Genomic DNA, 20,320 nt, shown 5'->3' on the forward strand with positions numbered 1-20,320 from the left:
TGAGGGACGCTTGACAATGCCGCGCGGCTGCGCCAAAAGCCCGCGCAGGTCGAGGGGCAGTAGCTCAGTTGGTAGAGCGCGTCGTTCGCAATGACGAGGTCAGGGGTTCGATTCCCCTCTGCTCCACCAGACCTTCTTCTTCGCAATCAGTCTGAAGTCTTGCGTTGAATGCGCTTGCTTTTCCATGGCTTGCGCGCCGATCTTCAGGCGCCGTGTGAACATTCCGCCTGACTTATCCACGGCTTTCTGCGGCCCGCACCCGATTCCGGGTGGATTTGACCTTGAACGACTCGGACCCCTGTGACCACCATATCTGGTAAGGGGCAGGGCGCATCCCGCCGTCCCTTGTGGTGTGAACCAGACCTGGTGGCAACCGGGCAGAGCAGGCAAAGAGGCAGGAGGGCAGGCCATGGCAGTCAGCGACGGCTGGATGGGCGACAGCGACATCCACCCCATCGACATCGTGCAATCGCTGGCCGCCGCCGCCGATTGGGATTTCGACCGCGTGGCCGAGGATCAGATCGCCATGACCGTCACCGGCCAGTGGCGCGATTACGCGATCACCCTGGCTTGGTCGGCGGGCGATCAGGTGCTGCGCATCCTGTCGACCTTTGAACTCTCGCCCCCCGCCGGGCGGCTGCCCGCCCTGCATGAGGCGTTGAACCTGGCCAATGACCAGCTTTGGGATGGCAGTTTCACCCATTGGGCCGATCAGGGGCTGATGGTCTGGCGCTATGGTCTGGTGCTGGCGGGCGATCAGATCGCCCAGCCCGAACAGATCGAACGCATGATCGCCGCCGCCGTCGAGGGGCCGGAGCGGTTCTACCCCGCCTTCCAGCTTGCCTGCTGGGGCGATCAGACCCCGGCGCAGGCGATGGGCGTGGCCATCGCCCAGGCCTATGGCCGGGCATAGGGGGCGACGATGGATTTTCAGGATATTCAATCGCGCGGGCTGGTGCTGCTGGGCTGCGGGCAGATGGGCGGCGCACTGCTGCGGGGCTGGCTGGCGCGCGGGCTGGCGCCGGATGCCGTGCACGTGATCGACCCGCGCCCCGCCGATTGGCTGGCCGAGGCCGGCGTGCAGGTGAATGGCGATCTGCCTGTCGATCCGGCGGTGGCGCTGATCGCCGTCAAGCCGCAGATGATGGGGCAGGCGTTGCCTGCGCTGCGTGCCTTGTCGCCCGGCACGCTGTTTGTCACTGTCGCCGCCGGCACCACGCTGGCCGCCTATGAGGCTGCCCTGGGCGCGGGCGCGCGGATCGTGCGGTCGATGCCGAACACCCCCGCCGCCATCGGTCAGGGCATCACCGCGATCTGCGGCAATGCCGCCGCGACCGCCGCCGATCTGGACCTGGCCGAGGCGCTGCTGCGGGCCGTTGGTCAGGTCGTCCGGCTGTCGGCCGAGGATCAGATGGACGCGGTCACCGCGCTGTCGGGATCGGGTCCGGGCTATGTCTTTCACCTGATCGAGGCCTTGGCCGCCGCCGGTGTGGCCGAGGGGCTGCCCGACGACATGGCGCTGGATCTGGCGCGCGCGACCGTGGCCGGGGCAGGGGCGCTGGCGGTGCAGACCGGCACCGATCCGGCGGTTCTGCGGGGCAATGTCACCTCGCCCGGCGGGACGACGCAGGCCGGGCTTGCGGTGCTGATGGCGGAACTGCCCGACCTTTTGGTGCGCACCGTTCATGCCGCCGCCGAACGCGGCAGGGAGCTTGGTAAATGACCATCACCTATGACGATTTCGCCCGTGTCGACATCCGCGTTGGCACTGTGACCCGCGCCGAACCCTTCCCCGAGGCGCGCAAACCCGCGATCAAGCTGTGGGTCGATTTCGGCGAGGGGATCGGCGAGAAACGATCCTCGGCCCAGATCACCGCCCATGAAACGCCCGAGGGGCTGATCGGCCGTCAGGTGCTGGGCGTGGTCAACTTTGCCCCGCGCCAGATCGGCAAGTTCCTGTCCGAGGTGCTGGTGCTGGGTCTGCCCGATGCCGATGGTCAGGTGGTGCTGATCGGCCCCCGGCTGGCGGTGCCGGACGGCGGAAAGCTGTTCTGATGCGGGTGCTGGTCACCCGGCGGCTGACCGATGACGTGATGGCGGCGATTGCCGCGCGGTTCGACGCGACCCTGCGCGATGATCCCGCGCCGCTCAGCCTTGCGCAGGCGCGCGCGGCTTTGGCTGACTACGACGCGATCCTGCCAACGCTGGGCGATGATTTCTCGGCCGCTGCCTTCGCCGGTCCAGTCCGCGCGCGGCTGCTGGCCAATTTCGGCGTGGGCTATAACCACATCGACGTGGCGGCGGCGCGAGCGGCAGGGGTGGCGGTGACCAACACCCCCGGCGCGGTGACCGATGCCACCGCCGATCTGGCGCTGACCCTGATGCTGATGAGCGCGCGCCGCGCCGCCGAGGGGGAGCGGCTGGTGCGCGCGGGCCTGTGGACCGGCTGGCAGCCCACGCAGCTTTTGGGGATGCACATGACCGGCAAGGTGCTGGGCGTGATCGGCATGGGCCGCATCGGCAAGGCCGTCGCCCGACGCGCGCATCTGGGCTTTCAGATGCCGGTGGTGTTCTTCAACCGATCCGCCGTCAGCGCGCCCGGCGTGCCGGCCCGGCAGATGGACCGCATCGAACAGGTGATGGCCGCCGCCGACATGGTGGTGATCGCCGTCCCCGGCGGCCCCGAGACGCGGCATCTGATCGGCGCGCGCGAACTGGCCGCGATGGCCGCTCATGCGCATCTGATCAACATCGCGCGCGGCGATGTGGTGGATGAGGCCGCGCTGATCGACGCGCTGCGGGCCGGTCGGATCGGCGGCGCGGGCCTTGACGTCTATGAGGGCGAGCCGCGCGTGCCGCAGGCGCTGCGCGATCTGGATAACGTCACCCTGCTGCCGCATCTGGGCACCAATGCGCAGGAGGTGCGCGCCGCCATGGGGCGCATGGCGCTGGACAATCTGGCTGCATGGGCCGAATCCCGCCCATTGCCGAACCCGGTCTGACCCCCCAATTTTCCGGGAACCGGCGGGCGGCCTGCGGGTTGTGTCGGTGAAGCGGGCAGTTGCCCATCACCGAAAGCAGGAGAGAGCCATGAACTGGGATATCGTTGAAGGCAAGTGGGAACAGCTGAAGGGTTCGGTCAAGGAAAAGTGGGGCGACCTGACGGATGACGAACTGACCCAGGCGGCGGGCAAGCGCGACAAGCTGGCCGGCAAGCTGCAAGAGAAATACGGCTGGACCAAAGACGAGGCCGAAAAGCAGATCGACGATTTCTTCAAGGACAAGTGATCGGTATCTGATCGTTACGCAAAAGGCGCCTTCGGGCGCCTTTTGTCGTGCTTGCCGTAACGGCATCCGGGCGGCGGGCGCTTGACCTTGGGTGCGGTGGCGGGGAAAGGTGGCCCGAATATCAGGAGCCGCAGATGTTCACCCCCGCGATTACCGGAACCGGCGTTTTCGTGCCGCCCGAAACCATCACCAATGATGAACTGGTCGCCGCGTTCAACGCCTATGCCGACCGTTTCAACGCCGAACATGCCGCGGCCATCGCCGCAGGCGAGGTGGCGGCGAAAGAGCATTCCTCGACCGAGTTCATCCTGAAGGCATCGGGGATCGAGCGCCGCTATGTGATGAACAAATCCGGCGTGCTGGACCCGTCGCGCATGTATCCCGAACTGGCGCAGCGCAGCGATGACCAGCCGGGGCTGATGGCCGAAATCGGCGTGGCTGCGGCGCGTCAGGCGCTGTCGCACGCCGGGCGAAACGGCGCGGATATCGATCTGGTGATCTGCGCGGCCTCGAACATGGAACGCGCCTATCCGGCGATCGCCGTCGAGATCCAGCAGCTTCTGGGCGCGGGCGGCTTTGCCTTTGACATGAACGTCGCCTGTTCCTCGGCCACCTTCGGCATCCAGGCGGCGGCCGACATGATCCGGTCGGGATCGGTGCGCCGCGCGCTGGTCATCAACCCCGAGATCACCTCGGGGCACCTGGAATGGCGCGACCGCGATTGCCACTTCATCTTCGGCGATGTCGCCACCGCGACGCTGATCGAGCGGCGCGAGGAGGTGGGGCAGGGGTTCGAGATCGTCTCGACCCGCTGCGCGACGCAGTTTTCCAACAACATCCGCAACAACAACGGTTTCCTGCGCCAGACCCGCCCCGATGGGCTGGCCGACCGGCGCGACATGAAGTTCATGCAAGAGGGGCGCAAGGTCTTCAAGGAGGTCGTGCCGATGGTCAGCGCCCATATCCAGGCGCATCTGGCCGACGAGGGAATCGCGCCGGGCGAGCTGCGGCGCATGTGGCTGCATCAGGCCAACAAGACGATGAACGATTTCATCGGCCGCAAGGTGCTGGGGCGCGAAGCCGCGCCGGACGAACAGCCCAACATCCTGCAAGAGTTTGCCAATACCTCATCCGCGGGGTCGATCATCGCCTTTGACCGGTTCTCGGATGATCTGGTGCCGGGCGATCTGGGGCTGATCTGTTCCTTTGGCGCGGGTTACTCGGTCGGCTCGGTCATCCTGCGGCGGTTCTGAGACAGGGGGCGGACCGGGGCGCTGCCCCGGACCCCGGCGTATTTCAGCAAGAAAGAAGCCGCGCGCTCAGCAGGTTTTGTCCATCGCGGCGCGCCAGTGGCGGCGGCAGAGCGAGACATAGGTCTCATTCCCGCCGATCTGCACCTGCGCGCCGTCATGCAGGACGCGGCCTTCCGCATCCTGGCGCACCACCATCGTCGCCTTGCGCCCGCAATGGCAGATGGTGCGCACCTCGCGCAGGTCATCGGCCAGGGCCAGCAGGGCCGCCGAGCCGGGAAACAGCTTGCCCTGAAAATCGACGCGCAGCCCGTAGCACATCACCGGCACGCCCAGGTCATCGGCGGCGCGCGCCAGTTGCCAGACCTGTTCGGCGGTCAGGAATTGCGCCTCGTCGACAAAAACGCAGGCGCAGCCGCCGGGGGCGGCGGTGGCGGCCCGGATCTGGGCGAAAAGGTCGGTGCTTGCGTCAAAGCCATCGGCCGGGGCGGTCAGGCCGATGCGGCTGCCGATGGTGCGTGCGCCCGCCCGCGTATCCAGCGCCGCCGTCATCAGGCAGACCTGCATCCCGCGTTCGCGGTAGTTATGCGCGGCTTGCAACAGCAACGTGCTTTTGCCGGCATTCATCGTCGAATAATGGAAATAGAGTTTCGCCATGGCGCCTGATAGCGGCAGCGGCCTGTGGCGATCAAGGGGGCGGGCAAGGGGGCGGGCAAGGGGGCGCGAGTTTCAGCCCGGCGTAAATCGCTTGATCGCGGGCGCGTCTGGCCTTATGGCAGCACGATCCCTGTTCTTGTCTGGTTCTGGCCCGATCCGATGCTTGCCCTTCTGCGCCACCGGCTGATGCCGCTTGTCCTGTTGCTTGGCCTGCTGCTTGCCGGGGCGGCGCTGACCCTTGCCGTGGCCCGGCTGGAGGAACAGACGATCCAGGGCCGGCTGGAACGGCGCGCCGATCTGACCGCCTATCAGATCGGCGACCGCATCCGCGAGCATCTGGCGCTGTTGCGCGCCACCGCCAGCCAGTTCGAATCCCCCAGTGGTGAAATGGATGCGCGCGAATTCGCCGATTATGTGCGCAGTCTGGGCCTGAGCGCGTATTACACCGGCATTCAGGGCATCGGTTTCGCGCGGCTGATGCCCGCCGCCAATAGCCCCAACGCCAGTGCCGAGATCGCGCAGAACTATGGCCAGGCGCTGCCGGTGCGTCCGCGCGTGGCCAGCGGGCCGATCGCGCCGATCGTCCTGCTTGAGCCGCAGGATGATCGCAACATCGCGGCGCTGGGCTATGACATGTTCAGCGAAAAGCTGCGGCGGGCGGCGATCGTGCGGGCGATGGAGACCGATGCACCGGCGGCCTCGGCCCCGGTCGAGCTGGTGCAAGAGATCACCGAGGTCAAGCAGGCGGGCTTTCTGATCTATGTGCCCGCCCACAGCCTGCGCCGCCCGGTCGCGGCCGATCCAGTGCCATCGCGCCCCGAGCGGTCGATCAGCGGGCTGATCTATGCGCCCTTCCGTGCAGGCGATCTGCATCGCGCCGCCTTGGTGGGGCTTGCCAAGGACGGGCTGCGGCTGCGCAGCATCGACATCGGTTCGGATGGCGGCCTGCTGTTTGACAGCGCCCCCGAGGGCAGCCCGCCGCCGTCGCCCGACACCCGCCAGGCGGTGCGCGATATTACCGTGGCCGGGCGCGACTGGCGCATCACCGTGACGCCCGAGGCGGGCTTTTACAATCGCAGCGATTTTGCGCTGACGCTGTTGGTCGGCGCGCTGTCGCTGCTGCTGGCGCTGGCCCTGGGGGCGGCGGCGCGCGCCAGCCAGGCACGGCTGCGCAGCATCGCCCACAGCGCGCGGCTGGCGGCGCGGCTGGTGCATGACCGCGATCTGCTGCTGGGCGAGATGACCCACCGGATCAAGAATCACATCGCCCGCATCCAGGCCATCGCCCGCCACACCCGTCGCAGCGCCCCAGATCTGGAGACCTTCGATCAGCTGTTCTCCGGGCGGCTGCGGTCGATGGCGGCGGCGCAGGATCTGCTGGTGGCCGGGCGCGCCGGATCGGCCGATCTGCGTGACCTGATCCGCACCGAGATGGAGCAGATCATGGCCACCCCCGAGGTCGACGCCGCGCTGTCCGGCCCGCCCGTGCCGCTGTCGCCGGACCGCACCCGCGCGATGGCGCTGGTCATTCATGAGCTGACGACGAATGCGTTGAAATATGGCGGCAACGATGGCCGCGCGCCCGCGATTTCCGTCGATTGGTCGGTCACGAAGGGCCAGCTTCGCCTGACCTGGCGCGAGGCCGAGGCGCTGATCGAGGGCGACCTTGAGGGCCATTTCAGCCGCCGCTTTGGTCCCGATGGTCTGAGGGTCGAGATCACCGTGCCGCTGACCGACGCGGCCCGCTCGACCTAGCGGGCGGATCGGGCGCAGGCCGGGCTGTCCGGCGGGGCAGGGCTTGACGCGCAACGGGTCGCGCGCAGGGTGTTTGCCCCCGCCGCCATTGGGCGCGTGACCGCCCCGTGAGGCGGGCAAGGCGACCCGCTTGTGGTGAAACGCATGGTTGGCGCGTCCGTCGGCGCCGTGGCGCAAGCCCGTCGAACCACCGCGCCCCACCGCCACCGCAGGGCCAGTTTGCCCCCGCCTCCTTCCGCCTCGCAGCCTCTGCGCGGAGCCCCGAAAAACACCTGCACGAAACGCCAGATTGCCCTTGTCCTTTCCGTGCCGCACCTGCTAAACCCCGCGGCGGAGTGGTGGCCGAGTGGTCGAAGGCACACCCCTGCTAAGGGTGCAGGCGGGAAACCGTCTCGAGGGTTCGAATCCCTTCCACTCCGCCACTTGCCCCCGCGAAAGCGTTCTCCCGATCCGGCTGCGGCCGGATTTTTCCGTTGTTTTCAAGGGTTATGCGGGAGGGGCTGAGCACTGCCCCCAGCGCCAGACGGGCCGGAAGCGGTCTCTCAGAGCCCGTATTCTCTGGACCTCATGACTGCGCCGATTTGGTTAATTTCCTATAAGTGATTGTCTGAACAAAGAAAAATCCCCGCCCTGAAATTGCTTGGATTGGGGTCGCGTTTGCGTCTGCCGCGACCGGGTTCGGAAGTTCTCAAGCCATGGCCCGTTCCAACCTCTGCTTCCGCCGCTCCCAGTCGGGCATTACCTTGTCGAGTAACTCAAAAAACGCAGTGCCGTGATGTGGCTCGGCCACATGGCAGAGCTCGTGGGTGATCACGTAGTCGATGGCGTCGACCGGCGCCTGCACGAGGCGGCGGTTCAGCAGCAGGCGTCCCGCCGGCGACATCGACCCCCATCGCTGCCGGGTCTGGCGTACGATGAGACCCTTCGGCCGGAATGCCTCGGGATCCGGGAAAAGGCCGAGACACAGCTCAATCCGCTCCGGAAACTTGATGTGGGCCCGGTCCCGGTACCATGCCTCGACCAGTTCGCGCGTCACCTCCGGCTTGGTCGGCCGGTGTGTCTGCACGATGATGAAGCCGCGGATCAGCTTCACGCTTTGGCGCGACGTGCCTGAGGGCACCTGGCGCTGGCCGAACTTCAGCCCGGCCGAGATCGCCTGCCGGGGCACCGGCAAGCTGCTGATCAACGAACCCGCGCTCGACAAGCTGCAGGCGCTGCGCGACCGGCTGGGCAAGCCGCTGATCGTGCGCTCGGCCTATCGTAGTCCCGAGCACAACCGCGCCGTCGGCGGCGCCACCCGGTCGAAGCATCTCGACGGCGCTGCCTTCGATATCGCCATGGCGAACCACGACCCAGCGGCCTTCGCGGCGGCGGCGCGGGAGGTCGGGTTCCTCGGCTTCGGCTTCTATCCGCGCTCCGGGTTCATCCATGTCGACCTCGGGCCCGCACGGCAGTGGGGCGAGCGGTTCCCGGTCCGGGCGACGGCCTTCGCCGAAGAAGCGCCACCAGCGCGCGAAGTGCTGGCCGAGAGCCGCACCATGAAGGCGGGTGGTGCGGCAGGCGTGGCGACGCTGGGCGCAGCTGGGGTCGAGGTGGCGCAGAGCGTCCTCGCCGAGACCCAATCCGCAATCCTGCCGCTTGTGCCGTATCTCGACACCCTGCGGTGGGTGTTCATCGCCGTCGCCTTCGGCGGGATCGCGGTCACCATCTACGCCCGCCTCGACGACTGGAAGCGGGGGCGGCGATGATCGGCGGGCTCCTCACCGGGATCGCCACGAGCTCATGGATGCGGGCGGCGCTGCGCTACGGCGCCATCGTGCTCGCCGTGTCCCTGTTCCTTCTTTCGCTTCGGCGCTCCGGCGAGCGAGCGGGACGCCTCGTCGAGCGCCTTGAAACCACGGAGAGGGCCTATGATGTCCAACGTCGGATGCTGGAAGCGGCGAATCGACGTCCTCGCGATCGCAACGAGCTTGCTGAGCGGCTGCGCGACGGTTCATTCTGAGGACGGCAGGCTCGCGAGGTGTTCGCCCTTGGTCGAGTATGGCCGGGAGTTCCAGGCGCGGGCGGCCGAGGAACTCGAGCTCCTGTCAGGGCGGTCGGCCGTCGCAGAGATGATCGCCGACTACAGCGTCATGCGGGAACAGGCGCGCGCTTGCTCTCGCCCCTGACGGCTATCGACCAGCTGGTCGGAGCTCAGGCCGCGCCATAGCTGGAGAAGACTTCGGTCGACCCATTGCGCCGGATCAGAAACACCTCGTAGGCCTCGCGCTCGGTTTCCGGGCCCATGCCGGGCGAGCCGTAGGGCATCCCGGGCACGGCGAGACCAATGGCGTCCGGTCGTTCCTCCAGCAGCCGACGGATATCGGCGGGCGGAACATGACCCTCGATCATGTAGCCCGCGATCCTGCCGGTGTGGCACGAGGACATTTCCTGCGGGATACCGTTGTCGAGCTTGTAGCGGGCGAGAGCCGTTCCCATGCTCTCCTCGACTGTCACCTCGATCCCGTCTGCCTGTACGATCTCGACCCAGGCCGAGCAACATCCGCAATTGGGGTCCTTCAGAACGTGGAGCGCAGGTCTGGCGTCGGCCACCGCGGGAACAGCGGCGGCAACCGAGGCAGCGCAGGCACCCAGCAAGAAGCCTCGACGGGAAAGTATCAGTCGCATTTCTTCCTCCATGTTCCGAGGTATTCACCGCGATCCTCTGCGGTGGCTCAAGTGATCTGTTTCCGACGTTCTTGCCTGTCTAGCGCAGCCAGCCAATCCATGCCATGCGGCAGCATTCACAATGCCTCGTCATCGGCCGACATCGATGATCGAAGCCCGGAAGCGCCTCAGCCTCAGCGCATTGCCCAACACGAACACGCTCGACATGGCCATGGCGCCGGCCGCCAGGACCGGCGACAGGAGCAACCCGAAGGCGGGATAAAGCACGCCGGCTGCTACCGGGATGAGCGCGGTGTTGTAGGCAAAGGCCCAGAACAGGTTCTGCCGGATGTTCCGGATCGTCGCCTTGGACAGCGCGATCGCATTCGGAACGCCCTTCAGGCTGCCCGACATCAGGACCACATCGGCGGCCTCGATGGCGATGTCGGTTCCCGTGCCGATGGCGATGCCGACATCCGCCTCGGCCAGGGCAGGCGCGTCGTTGATGCCGTCTCCGACATAGGCGAGCCCGCCATGCTGGCGCTTCAGCGCCTTGACGGCCTCGACCTTTCCGTCCGGCAGCACCTCCGCCACGACCACGTCGATATCGAGCTGCCGCGCGATGGCGTCCGCGGTGCGCCTGTTGTCGCCGGTGATCATCGCCACCTTCAATCCGAGCTCGTGCAGGGCGCGGATGGCCTCCGGCGTGGAGGCCTTGACGGGATCAGCGACAGCGATGATGGCGGCGAGCTTGCCGTCAATGGCGGCATAGAGGGGCGACTTGCCCTCGTCGGCCAGTCGCGTGGCAGCTGAGGCGAATGCACCGACATCGAGGCCGAGCTTTTCCATGAAACGATCCGCGCCGATCTCGACGCGGCGTCCGCCGACATCAGCGCTGACGCCGTACCCCGTCACGCTGTCGAACCGGGTCAGATCGGACAGCGTCAGCCCGTCCGCCTCGGCGGCTTCGACGATGGCGCGCGCGATCGGATGCTCCGATTTGACCTCGACCGAGGCGATGAGCGCCAGAACCTCTTCGCGGGCATGCCCACTGGTGACCTCAAGGTCGGTGAGGGTGGGTTTGCCCTCGGTCAGCGTTCCGGTCTTGTCGAGGGCGACGACGCGGGCGTCCTTCAGAGACTGGAGCGCTTCACCCTTGCGGAACAGCACACCCATCTCCGCGCCGCGCCCGGTTCCGACCATGATCGATGTGGGCGTCGCAAGGCCCATTGCGCAGGGACAGGCGATGATCAGCACAGCGACGGCATTTACGAGCGCGAAGGTTATCGCAGGCTCCGGGCCGAAGATCGCCCAGACAACGAAGGTCAGCGCCGCCGTCGCCATGACGGTGGGGACGAACCACAGCGTCACGCGATCCACGAGCGCCTGAATGGGAAGCTTGGAACCCTGCGCCTCCTCCACCATGCGGATGATCTGGGCGAGCATCGTATCCGCGCCGACTGCGGTTGCGCGGAAGGTGAGCGCACCAGTCTGGTTGACGGTCCCACCCACCACGGTCGCGCCAGCCTGCTTTTCGACCGGCACCGGTTCGCCCGTGATCATGGCTTCGTCGACGAAGGACGCGCCCTCGACAACCTCGCCATCCACGGCGATCCGCTCTCCGGGGCGCACCTCGACGAGGTCGCCCGTCACCACATCCCCCAGCGCCACCTCGATGACGCTGCCATCGCGGCGAACGCGGGCCGTCCTGGGCTGGAGACCGACAAGGCGCTTGATCGCTTCCGAGGTCCTGCCCTTGGCCCGAGCCTCGAGGTAGCGGCCGAGCAGGATCAAGGTGACGATGACCGCGGCCGCCTCGAAATAGACGTTCACGGTGCCTGGGGGCAGAAGCTGCGGCGCAAATGTCGCCACGACCGAGTAAGTCCAGGCTGCCAGCGTGCCGACCGTGACCAGCGAGTTCATGTCCGGCGCGCCCTTTCCGAGGGCCGGCAGTCCGATCCGGTAGAACCGTAGCCCCGGCCAGAACAGCACCACGGTCGTCAGAGCGAACTGCAGATACCAGCTTTCCCGCATGCCGACGGTGTTCATGACGAGGTCATGGACAGCCGGGATCAGGTGCGAGCCCATCTCCAGCACGAATACCGGCAGCGTCAGGAGAGCCGCGATGGCAACGTCGCGACCCAGGGCCGCTTGCTCCGCCTGCTTGCGGGACGCCTGCGCCTCGTCGTCTTCGTTCCCGCTCGGCCGCGCCTCATATCCCGCAGCGGCGACTGCAGCGACAAGATCCCGATCCGTGACAGCGCCGGAAGCGGAAATCGCAGCCCGTTCGGTCGCCAGATTTACGGTGGCGGATGCGACGCCCGGAACGGCGAGCAGCGCCTTTTCGACGCGCGCCACGCAGGAGGCGCAGGTCATGCCGTCGATGGCGAGCGTGACCGAGCGGTCTGGAACCTCATAGCCTGCATCTTCGATCGCCCGGATGAGAGTGGCGTGATCGACGGGCCGGGCCAGGGTTACATCGGCACGCTCTGTGGCGAGGTTGGCCGTCGCCGTCCCCACGCCTTCGACGCGGCTCAACGCCTTCTCGACTCGCCCGACGCAGGAAGCGCAGGTCATCCCGACGACCGGTAGCGAAACCGTGCCGAGTTTGGGTGTCAGGTTGGAAGCGATCTCGGCGCCTCCTGTCGCGTGGACGTTCATCGTCGACTCCATCTGCGAGTTCTGTTGGAACCCTTCTGCTCTTTCCAGTCACTGGAAGGTCAACACCCGATTTCGTGTTGATGACTCCCCTTGACCTTCCACCAACTGGAAGCCCCATCTCTTGGGGTAATCAGAACCCGTGAGGAGAGTGCCATGCAGTTCCAGATCGACAACATGACGTGCGGCGGCTGCGCAAGGAGCGTCACCAAGGCGATCCAGTCGGTCGACCCTCAGGCAAAGGTCGAGATCGATCTGCCCCAGAAGCGGGTGACCGTGGAGTCGGGCGCCAGTCAATCTGCCGTTGCGGCCGTGCTCGAGGACGCCGGTTTCTCGCCTCGCCCTGCGGCATGACGCTCGGCCAATAGCCGGAAGCAGCGCCAAGAGGAACACGCTCACCTGGAGCGGGTTGTAACTTCTGAGCCAGCGTCTTCCCGGGTGGATCACTATTGATGAAAAAATCAGCGCGGATTTGGAACATGGCAATGGCAGCGTTACTGGCGCTGGCCTTCGCTTTCGTCTGGCCGCCTGCCAACTCTGGCTCCACATCACCGTCTGATCACACAGCGCAAGCGGAAGCCCATACTCAACACGCTCATGACAAACCGAGCGGCCAGCACAGCTTTCTCACCGTTCAGATGGACGCCGACTGTGCTGCTGCGGCAGCAGGCTGTTGCATGATGGCTCATTGCTGTACGGCGATTTCAGTCGGAGCGCATGAGATGACCAAATTGGCGGCCAGCGACGTAACGACTGCGGCAGAGGCGGTGAGTGGATTGGGCAGCGATCCGGGAGTGGTCCTCCCCCCTCCGCGACGCTTCGCGCTCTGATCGCGAGACAAATCACACATTCAGGAGAACTCAGATGACTATCGCAAAGACGATCCTCGCCGCGGCTCTCGCCGCAACCGCGCTTTCGGCACCTGCCTTCGCGCAGGACGCGGAGTTCCAGCTCCCCGAGCAGTGCACAACGGCCGCCGCCGCGGGCGGCATGGACCACTCGGCCATGGGCCATGGCGGCATGCATGGCAATCAGGGCGGAGGCATGGGCGCCGGCATGATGGAGATGATGGGCATGGGAGGCATGGACCTCGATTCCATGCCCGAGCATGTCCAGGAGAACATGCGCAAGATGATGATCACCATGCCGGCCATGCACGAGGGCATGATGATGGAGGATGCCGACGTGGCCTTCGCCTGCGGCATGATCGCCCACCATCAGGGCGCCATCGACATGGCCGAGGTGCTGCTGGAGCACGGCGACGATCCGCAGATGCGTGCGCTCGCCGAGGAGATCATCGCGGCGCAGGGCCCCGAGATCGAGCGGATGACCACCTGGCTGGCTGAAAACGCCAACTGAGGCTGCGCTGGCCGCGCGGGACAGTCCGCGCGGCCACATTCTTCCGATCACACTGAAACCTCTTGAGCTTCCAGTAGCTGGAACCTCTATATTGGGGTGATGATCCCAGGAGGTGCTGCCCATGAACATCGGGACTGCCGCTCGGCAATCGGGCCTGCCGCCCAAAACGATCCGCTACTACGAGGACATCGGCCTTCTGACGGCCGATCGTGCCGCAAACGGCTACCGCGACTATTCCGCCGAGGACGTCCATCGGCTCCGCTTCGTCCAGCGCTCCCGCAGCCTTGGATTTTCGGTGGAGGAATGTCGGCAACTGCTCTCGCTCTACACTGACCGCGACCGGGCCAGCGCGGATGTGAAGGCGATCGCCACCGAGAAGCTCGGCGAGATCGACCGCAAGATCGCAGAGTTGACTGGGTTGCGGGAGATGCTCGGACATCTGGTCGAGAACTGCCACGGCGACGCCCGCCCCGAATGTTCGATCATCGACGGGCTGTCGGGGAAGACGCGCGATCACTAGGACCCGATGGAGGGCGGAACGATGATGGGCGACGGCATGATGTGGGGGATGGGACTCTGGGGTCTCGTGCTCGCCGTGTTGGTGGTGCTCGTCATCGCCGCGCTGGTCAAATACATCTTCTTTCGATGAATCCGGGCCGATGTTCAGCATAGGAACGTCATCCGTGCGGCTTTTGCCTTCAGCAGTCATCATGATCGGTCTGCTTCCGCTCCCTGCCGCGGCGTTCCTGCACGCCGCCCCGGCGGATTCGGACACTGGCCGTGCGCTCTACGTCGAGCACTGCGCGGCATGCCATGGCATCGATCTCGAGGGACAGCCGGACTGGCGCAGCCCCGACGCCGACGGTGTCTACCCGGCGCCTCCCCATGACCACTCCGGCCACACCTGGCACCATGACGATGCGATGCTGATCGACTACATCACACGCGGCGGTCAGGCGGTGCTCGACGACATGGGCGTGACGTTCAACTCGGGCATGCCGGGCTTCGGCTCGGTTCTGGATGAACCTGAGATCGAGGCGATCCTCGACTATATCAAGTCGACCTGGCCGGAACACATTCGGGACCTGCAGGAGCAGAGATCGAATGCGGCCGCCGCCGAGTGATCCCATTCCGGTCTGCGTCAGACCTTCCGGAAGAGACCGAAGTGGAACCGCTGCACGCTGTCCCAAAGGGTTCGGTGTTCATGGTCGAGGGTTCGAATGAGCCGATACCCATCGCCCAGCCGCTCGCACAACCGTGCGGCGTCGTAGCGGGCGACGGGCGGTCCGCTGCAGGTAGACGGACCGTCCAGCGCGAAGGTTCCGATGATGGCATGACCGCCAGGGACCAGGGCACGATCCATGACCCGCACGTATGTCGCCTGATCGGCGGTGTCGGTCAGGAAGTGGAAGGCGGCGCGGTCGTGCCAGATGTCGAAGGGATCGGAGGGCTTCCAGTGCAGCACGTTGCCCACCACCCATTCGACCGGCACGTCCTTGGGAAGTCGCGCCCGAGCCTTCGCCAAGGCAGTTTCCGAGAGGTCGAGCACGGTGACGCGGCGAAATCCCTGTTCCAGCAGACAGTCCACCAGCCGCGAGGAACCCCCGCCCACATCGACGATGGCGGCGTCCGTCCTTACGCCAGTCTCCGCGATGAGGTCGAGCGACACCTGCGGCCGTGCCTCATGCCAGCTCGTCTCGGCGTCTTCCTTGTTCCGATAGACGTCTTCCCACCGGTTCGGGTCTTCGGACATCGTCATTCCCTCACAACTCGATCCGCCGCAGTCGCAGCGCGTTGGTGATGACGGAGACGGATGACAGGCTCATCGCCGCTGCTGCGATCATCGGCGACAGCAACATCCCCGTAAGGGGATAGAGCAGTCCCGCCGCGACCGGCACGCCCAGAGCATTGTAGGCGAAAGCGAAGAACAGGTTCTGCTTGATGTTGCGAAGCGTGGCGCGGGCCAGCTTGCGTGCGCGCACGATCCCCATCAGGTCACCGCCCAGGAGGGTGATGCCGGCGCTTTCCATGGCCACATCCGCGCCGGTTCCCATGGCGATGCCGACATCGGCAGCGGCCAGCGCGGGGGCGTCGTTCACCCCGTCGCCCGCCATCGCGATCTTGTGGCCGTCCCGGCGCAATTGGTCGATCAGCTCCTTCTTGGCCTCGGGCAGCACGCCGGCGCGGACCTCGTCGATCCCAAGCTTGCTGGCGACCGCCTGCGCCGTGCGTTCGTTGTCGCCGGTCGCCATGATGACCCGCAGCCCTTGCGCGTGCAGTTCCTGGATCGCCTGCGCGGTGCTGTCCTTGATCGGATCAGCCACCGCCACGATGCCAACGAGCGCGCCGCCCGACGCGATGAACATCGCTGTCTTGCCTTCGGCGCGGAGGCCGTCGGCCTTCGCTTCGGCCAGACCTGTGTCCAGCCCCATCTCGTGCATCATTGCTGCATTGCCGAGCGCCACTTCACGCCCGCCGACCGTGCCGCGCACGCCCTTGCCGGTGACCGCCTCGAAATCTGCCGCCTCCTGCCGCGGCGCCCCATGGGCCTCAGCTCCCTCGACGATTGCCTCGGCGAGAGGGTGTTCCGAGCCACGCTCGAGCGCGGCCGCAAGCGATAGCAGGTTGGCCTCGGCAATATCCCCCAACATCACGGTGTCCGTCAGCTTCGGCTTGCCCATGGTCAGGGTGCCGGTCTTGTCCACGATCAGCGTGTCGACCGCCGCCATGCGCTCCAGCGCCTCGGCATCCTTGATCAGCACGCCCGCCTGCGCCCCGCGACCCGCCGCCGTGGTGATGGAAATCGGCGTCGCCAGCCCCAACGCGCAGGGACAGGCGATGATCAGCACCGAGACCGCCGAGGCGATGGCAAAGACCAGCGCGGGTTCCGGACCGACAGTCAGCCAGACGATGAAGGCGACAATGGCGATGGCCACCACGGTCGGCACGAACACCGCGGAAACCCTGTCGGCCAGTCCCTGGATAGGTGCGCGCGACCGGCGGGCGTTCGAGACCATGGCCACGATCTGAGCCAGCACGGTATCGGCGCCGACCTTGCCTGCCTCGATCACGAGGCTGCCGTTCTTGTTGATCGTGGCTCCGGTCACGGCATCGCCAGGGCCTTTCTCCACGGGCATCGACTCGCCGGTCAGCATGCTTTCGTCGAGCGACGAGCGTCCCTCGATCACCGTCCCGTCCACCGGGACCGCATCGCCGGGGCGCACCCGCAGCCGGTCGCCCTCCATGATGTTCTCCAGCGGCGCGTCGTATTCGGTGCCGTCCGGCAGGATGCGCCGCGCGGTCTTGGGTGCGAGATCAAGCAGCGCGCGGATCGCGTCCCCGGTGCGTTCGCGCGCCCGTAATTCGAGAACCTGGCCGACGAAGACCAGAGCCACGATAACGACGGCCGCTTCGTAGTATGTCCCGACGCCGTGGCCCATGCGGTACTGGTCTGGAAACACGCCCGGCAGGAACGTGGCGACCAGCGAATAGAGATAGGCCGCTCCAACGCCGAGGCTGATCAGCGTCCACATGTTGGGGCTGCGGTTCAAGATCGAGTCCCAGCCACGCCGGAAGAACGGCAAGGCGGCCCAGAGAATGATCGGTGTCGCCAGCACGAACTCCAGATAGCTCGCCGTCTGATGCCCGACCCAGTCGCGCACCGGCAGGGCGACAAGCTCGCCCATCGTCAGCACGATGAGCGGCACCGCCGCCGCCGCCGAAATCCACAGCCGCCGCGTGAAGTCGGTCAGCTCCTCGCTGGGCTCGTCCGAGGGGACCATCGGCTCCAGTGCCATGCCGCAAATCGGGCAGGATCCCGGCGCATCGCGGATGATCTCGGGATGCATCGGGCAGGTGTACTGAACGTTGGCCGGGACGGCCTTCTTGCGTCCGGCGGCGCGGCCGGAGGCGTAGAACCAGGGATCCGCCTTGAACTTCGTCTGGCACTTGCCCGAGCAGAAATGGAAGCTCTCGCCGCCAAAGCTCTCCGTCCGGGTGTCCGGCTTCAGGCTCACCGTCATGCCGCAGACCGGATCGATGGCCGTCGGGCCGGTTGCCGGCTCCTCGTGGACGCTCGGCATTTCGGCGTCGGCATGGACGTGGCCTGCGTGATGATGGGCAGCGGACATGGCGTTCTCCTTTCGCGGTCTGAGCCGCGTGAAGGCCGATGCACGGACCTTCAGGATCAATTTGCTCCTTCCCGTAACTGGAAGGTCAAGTACCGATTGAAGCCAGCGCTGCCGCGATATTTCCCGATTGCGCAGATAGGACTATGCCGCTGTTTCCTCTAGCCCAGCAAAGCCAGTCCCGCTCCGCCGACCGCTGCCACAATCACAACGACCCAGGGCGGGGCCTTCCACGCCATCAGCAGGACGAAGCAGGCGAGCGCCAGCGCGAAGTCACGCAAATCCCCGATGGCGCTGGTGAAGACGGGCGAATAGAGCGCCGCGCCGAGGATGCCGACGACTGCTGCATTTGCGCCCTGCATCAGGGACTGCGCAGGCGCCATGGCGCGGAAGCGATCCCAGAACGGCAACACGCCGATCAGGATCAGGAAACCGGGCAGGAACACGGCGAGCAGCGCGATGACCGCCCCGACCGCGCCGTTGGGCTCCGGCCCGAGCACCGCGCCGAGATAGGCGGCGAAGGTGAAGAGCGGCCCGGGCACCGCCTGTGCCGCGCCGTACCCAGCCAGAAACTCATCAGGCGTGACCCAGCCGGGCGCAACGACCTCAGCCTGCAGGAGCGGCAGGACCACGTGACCGCCGCCGAACACCAGCGCACCGGCGCGGTAGAAGCTGTCGATCACGGCCAGCGACTGGCTTTGCCCGGCAATCAGCGGAAGCAGGAAGAGCAGCGCGAAGAAGACGACCGCCGCGGCAGCGATCCCGCGCGACACCGGCATGGTCACATGACCGCCGAGCGGTGTTCCCGAGCCGCGCCCCAGCGCCAGCCCGGCAAGCGCACCCAGCACGATGGCGCCTACCATTCCGAATGCGCCCGGCAGGAACGCCAGCATCACCACCGCGCCGACAGCGATGGAGGCGCGCTCCCGGTCGGGGCAAAGGTTCTTCGCCATGCCCCAGACGGCCTGGGCGACAATCGCGACCGCAACGATCTTCAGCCCGTTGAGGGCGCCCGTCCCGACGGGACCCGAGATGGACGCCGCCGTCATCGCAAAGACCAGCAGCACCAGCGCCGAGGGCAACGTGAAGGCGGTGAAGGCAGCGAGCGCCCCGAGCCAGCCCGCGCGCATCATCCCGAGCGCGAACCCTACCTGGCTGGAGGCTGGACCAGGCAGGAACTGGCACAAAGCCACCAGGTCGGCATAGGCGTGATCGCTCAGCCATTTGCGGCGCGTGACCAGCTCATCGCGGAAATAGCCGAGGTGCGCGATCGGCCCACCGAAGGAGGTCAGGCCGAGCTTGAAGAAGGCGGAGAACACCTCGCCCGGCGTTCCCTGCGCCGGCCTGGCCTCGGCCGTGTCTGTCGTGTCCGTCATTCCGTTCCCGCCTCGCCCTTCAGTTCCCGCAAACGAACCCGCGCCACCGCCAGCCCTTCGCGCCCTTTGTCCGTGATCGTGTGGAACTTGCGGGACGTGCGTCCCTCGCGTTCGGTCTTGCTGGTCAGGTAGCCGTCCCGCTCCATCTTGGAGAGCATCGGATAGAGCGTGCCCGGCGACAGGCGATAGCCGTGCCGAGCCAGTTCGTCGATCATCCACTGGCCGTAGACCGGATGCTGCGCCGCATGGTGCAGCACGTGCAGCCGCACGAGTCCGGACAGTAGATCATGATGCTCCATCTGGCCTGCCAAATAGCCACCCACGGTATTCGATATCGACATCCGATAAATCATCTCATATCTTGTGCGTCAATCCCCGGAGTTCGCGGTTTCATGGACATCCTCCTCGTCGCGCTTGTCGCTTTCCTCGCCTCCGGGTTGACGTTGTTTTCCGGCTTCGGCCTCGGCACGATCCTGATGCCGGCCTTCGCCCTTCTGATGCCCGTCGAGGTGGCCGTCGGCGCCACGGCACTGGTCCATCTGGCCAACAACCTGTTCAAGCTGGCGCTCGTGGGACGACGGGCCGATATGCGGGTGCTGCTGCGCTTCGCGGTCCCTGCGGCGCTTGCAGCCATTCTGGGCGCGTCGCTTCTGGTCCGGTTGTCCGATCTGCCGACGATCACGACCTGGGCTGCTTTCGGCAACGAGTACCGGATCGAGGCGCTGCCGCTGGCCATCGGCACGCTGATCGTGATCTTTGCGCTCCTGGAGCTGTCCCCCGCCTTTGCTCGACTGAAGTTCCCGGCGCGTCTGATGCCGCTTGGCGGGTTGATTTCGGGTTTCTTCGGAGGGCTTTCGGGCAATCAGGGCGCTTTCCGAACCGCCTTCCTGATCAAGGCCGGACTTACGAAGGAAGCATTCATCGCGACAGGGGTCGTGGCGGCCGTGATCGTCGACGTCACCAGACTGAGCATCTACGGCCTGTCGCATTTCACCCGAAATTTCGCAGCCCTGACGCCGGATGTCTGGACGGTCGTCGGGGTCGCGACGCTGTGCGCATTTCTCGGAGCCTTCATCGGGACACGTGTCCTGAACAAGGTCACGCTGCGTGGGGTTCAGATCACTGTCGCGCTCACGATGATCGCTCTTGGGCTCGGGCTGGCGGCAGGGCTGATCTGACCGAGCCGTTCGCGTATCATCTTCGA

General features: G+C 66.3%; 22 protein-coding genes and 2 tRNA genes. 16 read left to right on the forward strand and 8 right to left on the reverse strand.

Annotated features, from left to right (window positions below; all coding sequences use genetic code 11):
- Positions 1-53 precede the first annotated feature (53 nt).
- The 7 genes from ACEYYA_RS07065 (at position 54) to ACEYYA_RS07095 (ending at position 4,541) form a co-directional block, all read left to right on the forward strand.
- Positions 54-129: transfer RNA gene (locus ACEYYA_RS07065), tRNA-Ala, on the forward strand.
- A 280-nt stretch (positions 130-409) separates the two neighbouring features.
- On the forward strand, positions 410-913 hold the full coding sequence (locus ACEYYA_RS07070; RefSeq protein ID WP_374799011.1) for a type III secretion system chaperone family protein: 504 nt from the start codon (positions 410-412) through the stop codon (positions 911-913).
- A 9-nt stretch (positions 914-922) separates the two neighbouring features.
- Positions 923-1,723, forward strand: coding sequence for a pyrroline-5-carboxylate reductase (gene proC, locus ACEYYA_RS07075; RefSeq protein ID WP_374799013.1), 801 nt, complete (start codon positions 923-925; stop codon positions 1,721-1,723).
- Positions 1,720-2,055, forward strand: a complete 336-nt coding sequence (locus tag ACEYYA_RS07080) for a tRNA-binding protein (protein WP_374799015.1) — start codon at positions 1,720-1,722, stop codon at positions 2,053-2,055. Before proC ends, ACEYYA_RS07080 begins: the two co-directional genes overlap by 4 nt.
- Positions 2,055-3,002: a 2-hydroxyacid dehydrogenase gene (locus ACEYYA_RS07085; RefSeq protein WP_374799017.1), complete on the forward strand. Its 948-nt coding sequence runs from the start codon at positions 2,055-2,057 to the stop codon at positions 3,000-3,002. Before ACEYYA_RS07080 ends, ACEYYA_RS07085 begins: the two co-directional genes overlap by 1 nt.
- 88 nt (positions 3,003-3,090) lie before the next feature.
- Positions 3,091-3,288 carry a CsbD family protein gene (locus ACEYYA_RS07090; protein ID WP_374799019.1) on the forward strand — a complete coding sequence of 66 codons (198 nt, stop codon included), beginning with the start codon at positions 3,091-3,093 and terminating at the stop codon, positions 3,286-3,288.
- A 134-nt stretch (positions 3,289-3,422) separates the two neighbouring features.
- Positions 3,423-4,541, forward strand: coding sequence for a beta-ketoacyl-ACP synthase III (locus ACEYYA_RS07095; RefSeq protein WP_374799021.1), 1,119 nt, complete (start codon positions 3,423-3,425; stop codon positions 4,539-4,541).
- 66 nt (positions 4,542-4,607) lie between these two features.
- Here ACEYYA_RS07095 and ACEYYA_RS07100 read toward each other — a convergent pair whose 3' ends face one another.
- Positions 4,608-5,195, reverse strand: a complete 588-nt coding sequence (locus ACEYYA_RS07100) for a thymidine kinase (RefSeq protein ID WP_374799023.1) — start codon at positions 5,193-5,195, stop codon at positions 4,608-4,610.
- A gap of 159 nt (positions 5,196-5,354) precedes the next feature.
- On the opposite strand from ACEYYA_RS07100, the gene ACEYYA_RS07105 reads away from it, so the two are divergent.
- On the forward strand, positions 5,355-6,950 hold the full coding sequence (locus ACEYYA_RS07105) for a CHASE domain-containing protein (protein WP_374799025.1): 1,596 nt from the start codon (positions 5,355-5,357) through the stop codon (positions 6,948-6,950).
- A gap of 332 nt (positions 6,951-7,282) precedes the next feature.
- A tRNA-Ser gene (locus tag ACEYYA_RS07110) sits at positions 7,283-7,372 on the forward strand.
- Between the two features lie 266 nt (positions 7,373-7,638).
- On the opposite strand, the gene ACEYYA_RS07115 is transcribed toward ACEYYA_RS07110, so the two are convergent.
- Entirely contained in the window at positions 7,639-8,043 is a 405-nt protein-coding gene (locus ACEYYA_RS07115) for a M48 family metallopeptidase (RefSeq protein WP_374799027.1), read from the reverse strand.
- Between ACEYYA_RS07115 and ACEYYA_RS07120 the strand changes: the two genes are divergently transcribed.
- A complete protein-coding gene (locus ACEYYA_RS07120; protein WP_374799029.1) occupies positions 8,021-8,698 on the forward strand; it encodes a YcbK family protein in 678 nt (225 codons plus the stop codon). The genes ACEYYA_RS07115 and ACEYYA_RS07120 overlap by 23 nt on opposite strands.
- Positions 8,695-8,952, forward strand: coding sequence for a hypothetical protein (locus ACEYYA_RS07125; protein WP_374799031.1), 258 nt, complete (start codon positions 8,695-8,697; stop codon positions 8,950-8,952). Before ACEYYA_RS07120 ends, ACEYYA_RS07125 begins: the two co-directional genes overlap by 4 nt.
- Positions 8,953-9,143: 191 nt before the next feature.
- Here the strand turns inward: ACEYYA_RS07125 and ACEYYA_RS07130 are convergent, their stop codons facing one another.
- Together ACEYYA_RS07130 and ACEYYA_RS07135 are read right to left on the reverse strand one after the other, a co-directional pair.
- Positions 9,144-9,629: a DUF411 domain-containing protein gene (locus ACEYYA_RS07130; RefSeq protein ID WP_374799033.1), complete on the reverse strand. Its 486-nt coding sequence runs from the start codon at positions 9,627-9,629 to the stop codon at positions 9,144-9,146.
- Positions 9,630-9,746: 117 nt separating this feature from the next.
- Positions 9,747-12,257 (reverse strand): heavy metal translocating P-type ATPase, encoded by a 2,511-nt coding sequence (locus tag ACEYYA_RS07135; RefSeq protein WP_374799035.1) that lies wholly within the window; start codon positions 12,255-12,257, stop codon positions 9,747-9,749.
- 153 nt (positions 12,258-12,410) lie between these two features.
- On the opposite strand from ACEYYA_RS07135, the gene ACEYYA_RS07140 reads away from it, so the two are divergent.
- The 4 genes from ACEYYA_RS07140 (at position 12,411) to ACEYYA_RS07155 (ending at position 14,737) form a co-directional block, all read left to right on the forward strand.
- Positions 12,411-12,608: a heavy-metal-associated domain-containing protein gene (locus tag ACEYYA_RS07140; protein ID WP_374799037.1), complete on the forward strand. Its 198-nt coding sequence runs from the start codon at positions 12,411-12,413 to the stop codon at positions 12,606-12,608.
- 510 nt (positions 12,609-13,118) lie between these two features.
- Entirely contained in the window at positions 13,119-13,613 is a 495-nt protein-coding gene (gene copM, locus ACEYYA_RS07145) for a CopM family metallochaperone (RefSeq protein WP_374799039.1), read from the forward strand.
- A gap of 121 nt (positions 13,614-13,734) precedes the next feature.
- The gene (gene cueR / locus ACEYYA_RS07150; protein WP_374799041.1) at positions 13,735-14,133 is read left to right on the forward strand and encodes a Cu(I)-responsive transcriptional regulator; all 399 of its coding nucleotides are present in this window, start codon (positions 13,735-13,737) and stop codon (positions 14,131-14,133) included.
- Between the two features lie 190 nt (positions 14,134-14,323).
- The gene (locus tag ACEYYA_RS07155) at positions 14,324-14,737 is read left to right on the forward strand and encodes a c-type cytochrome (RefSeq protein ID WP_374799043.1); all 414 of its coding nucleotides are present in this window, start codon (positions 14,324-14,326) and stop codon (positions 14,735-14,737) included.
- 17 nt (positions 14,738-14,754) lie between these two features.
- On the opposite strand, the gene ACEYYA_RS07160 is transcribed toward ACEYYA_RS07155, so the two are convergent.
- The 4 genes from ACEYYA_RS07160 to ACEYYA_RS07175 all read right to left on the reverse strand — a co-directional run bounded on the left by ACEYYA_RS07160 (position 14,755) and on the right by ACEYYA_RS07175 (position 19,469).
- Entirely contained in the window at positions 14,755-15,366 is a 612-nt protein-coding gene (locus ACEYYA_RS07160; protein ID WP_374799045.1) for a class I SAM-dependent methyltransferase, read from the reverse strand.
- A 10-nt stretch (positions 15,367-15,376) separates the two neighbouring features.
- Entirely contained in the window at positions 15,377-17,743 is a 2,367-nt protein-coding gene (locus ACEYYA_RS07165; RefSeq protein WP_374799047.1) for a heavy metal translocating P-type ATPase, read from the reverse strand.
- A 158-nt stretch (positions 17,744-17,901) separates the two neighbouring features.
- On the reverse strand, positions 17,902-19,116 hold the full coding sequence (gene chrA, locus ACEYYA_RS07170) for a chromate efflux transporter (RefSeq protein ID WP_374799049.1): 1,215 nt from the start codon (positions 19,114-19,116) through the stop codon (positions 17,902-17,904).
- Positions 19,113-19,469, reverse strand: coding sequence for a PadR family transcriptional regulator (locus ACEYYA_RS07175; protein WP_459349874.1), 357 nt, complete (start codon positions 19,467-19,469; stop codon positions 19,113-19,115). The genes chrA and ACEYYA_RS07175 overlap by 4 nt, the downstream gene beginning before the upstream one ends.
- A 39-nt stretch (positions 19,470-19,508) precedes the next feature.
- Here ACEYYA_RS07175 and ACEYYA_RS07180 point away from each other — a divergent pair, with 39 nt between their 5' ends.
- Positions 19,509-20,294: a TSUP family transporter gene (locus ACEYYA_RS07180; protein WP_374799051.1), complete on the forward strand. Its 786-nt coding sequence runs from the start codon at positions 19,509-19,511 to the stop codon at positions 20,292-20,294.
- Positions 20,295-20,320: the final 26 nt, after the last annotated feature.

The sequence above is a fragment of the Paracoccus zhouxuedongae genome, from assembly GCF_041927815.1.
Taxonomy (GTDB): domain Bacteria; phylum Pseudomonadota; class Alphaproteobacteria; order Rhodobacterales; family Rhodobacteraceae; genus Paracoccus.

Bases quoted from the DNA above. Each gene is read 5' to 3' on its own strand.
- chrA (WP_374799049.1), bottom strand. From the start codon at position 19,116: ATGACGGACACGACAGACACGGCCGAGGCCAGGCCGGCGCAGGGAACG.
- ACEYYA_RS07080 (WP_374799015.1), top strand. From the start codon at position 1,720: ATGACCATCACCTATGACGATTTCGCCCGTGTCGACATCCGCGTTGGC.
- cueR (WP_374799041.1), top strand. From the start codon at position 13,735: ATGAACATCGGGACTGCCGCTCGGCAATCGGGCCTGCCGCCCAAAACG.
- ACEYYA_RS07175 (WP_459349874.1), bottom strand. From the start codon at position 19,469: ATGATTTATCGGATGTCGATATCGAATACCGTGGGTGGCTATTTGGCA.
- ACEYYA_RS07130 (WP_374799033.1), bottom strand. From the start codon at position 9,629: ATGGAGGAAGAAATGCGACTGATACTTTCCCGTCGAGGCTTCTTGCTG.
- ACEYYA_RS07155 (WP_374799043.1), top strand. From the start codon at position 14,324: ATGATCGGTCTGCTTCCGCTCCCTGCCGCGGCGTTCCTGCACGCCGCC.
- ACEYYA_RS07095 (WP_374799021.1), top strand. From the start codon at position 3,423: ATGTTCACCCCCGCGATTACCGGAACCGGCGTTTTCGTGCCGCCCGAA.
- ACEYYA_RS07090 (WP_374799019.1), top strand. From the start codon at position 3,091: ATGAACTGGGATATCGTTGAAGGCAAGTGGGAACAGCTGAAGGGTTCG.
- ACEYYA_RS07165 (WP_374799047.1), bottom strand. From the start codon at position 17,743: ATGTCCGCTGCCCATCATCACGCAGGCCACGTCCATGCCGACGCCGAA.
- copM (WP_374799039.1), top strand. From the start codon at position 13,119: ATGACTATCGCAAAGACGATCCTCGCCGCGGCTCTCGCCGCAACCGCG.
- ACEYYA_RS07135 (WP_374799035.1), bottom strand. From the start codon at position 12,257: ATGAACGTCCACGCGACAGGAGGCGCCGAGATCGCTTCCAACCTGACA.
- ACEYYA_RS07105 (WP_374799025.1), top strand. From the start codon at position 5,355: ATGCTTGCCCTTCTGCGCCACCGGCTGATGCCGCTTGTCCTGTTGCTT.
- proC (WP_374799013.1), top strand. From the start codon at position 923: ATGGATTTTCAGGATATTCAATCGCGCGGGCTGGTGCTGCTGGGCTGC.
- ACEYYA_RS07120 (WP_374799029.1), top strand. From the start codon at position 8,021: ATGAAGCCGCGGATCAGCTTCACGCTTTGGCGCGACGTGCCTGAGGGC.
- ACEYYA_RS07160 (WP_374799045.1), bottom strand. From the start codon at position 15,366: ATGTCCGAAGACCCGAACCGGTGGGAAGACGTCTATCGGAACAAGGAA.
- ACEYYA_RS07140 (WP_374799037.1), top strand. From the start codon at position 12,411: ATGCAGTTCCAGATCGACAACATGACGTGCGGCGGCTGCGCAAGGAGC.
- ACEYYA_RS07070 (WP_374799011.1), top strand. From the start codon at position 410: ATGGCAGTCAGCGACGGCTGGATGGGCGACAGCGACATCCACCCCATC.
- ACEYYA_RS07180 (WP_374799051.1), top strand. From the start codon at position 19,509: ATGGACATCCTCCTCGTCGCGCTTGTCGCTTTCCTCGCCTCCGGGTTG.
- ACEYYA_RS07085 (WP_374799017.1), top strand. From the start codon at position 2,055: ATGCGGGTGCTGGTCACCCGGCGGCTGACCGATGACGTGATGGCGGCG.
- ACEYYA_RS07125 (WP_374799031.1), top strand. From the start codon at position 8,695: ATGATCGGCGGGCTCCTCACCGGGATCGCCACGAGCTCATGGATGCGG.
- ACEYYA_RS07100 (WP_374799023.1), bottom strand. From the start codon at position 5,195: ATGGCGAAACTCTATTTCCATTATTCGACGATGAATGCCGGCAAAAGC.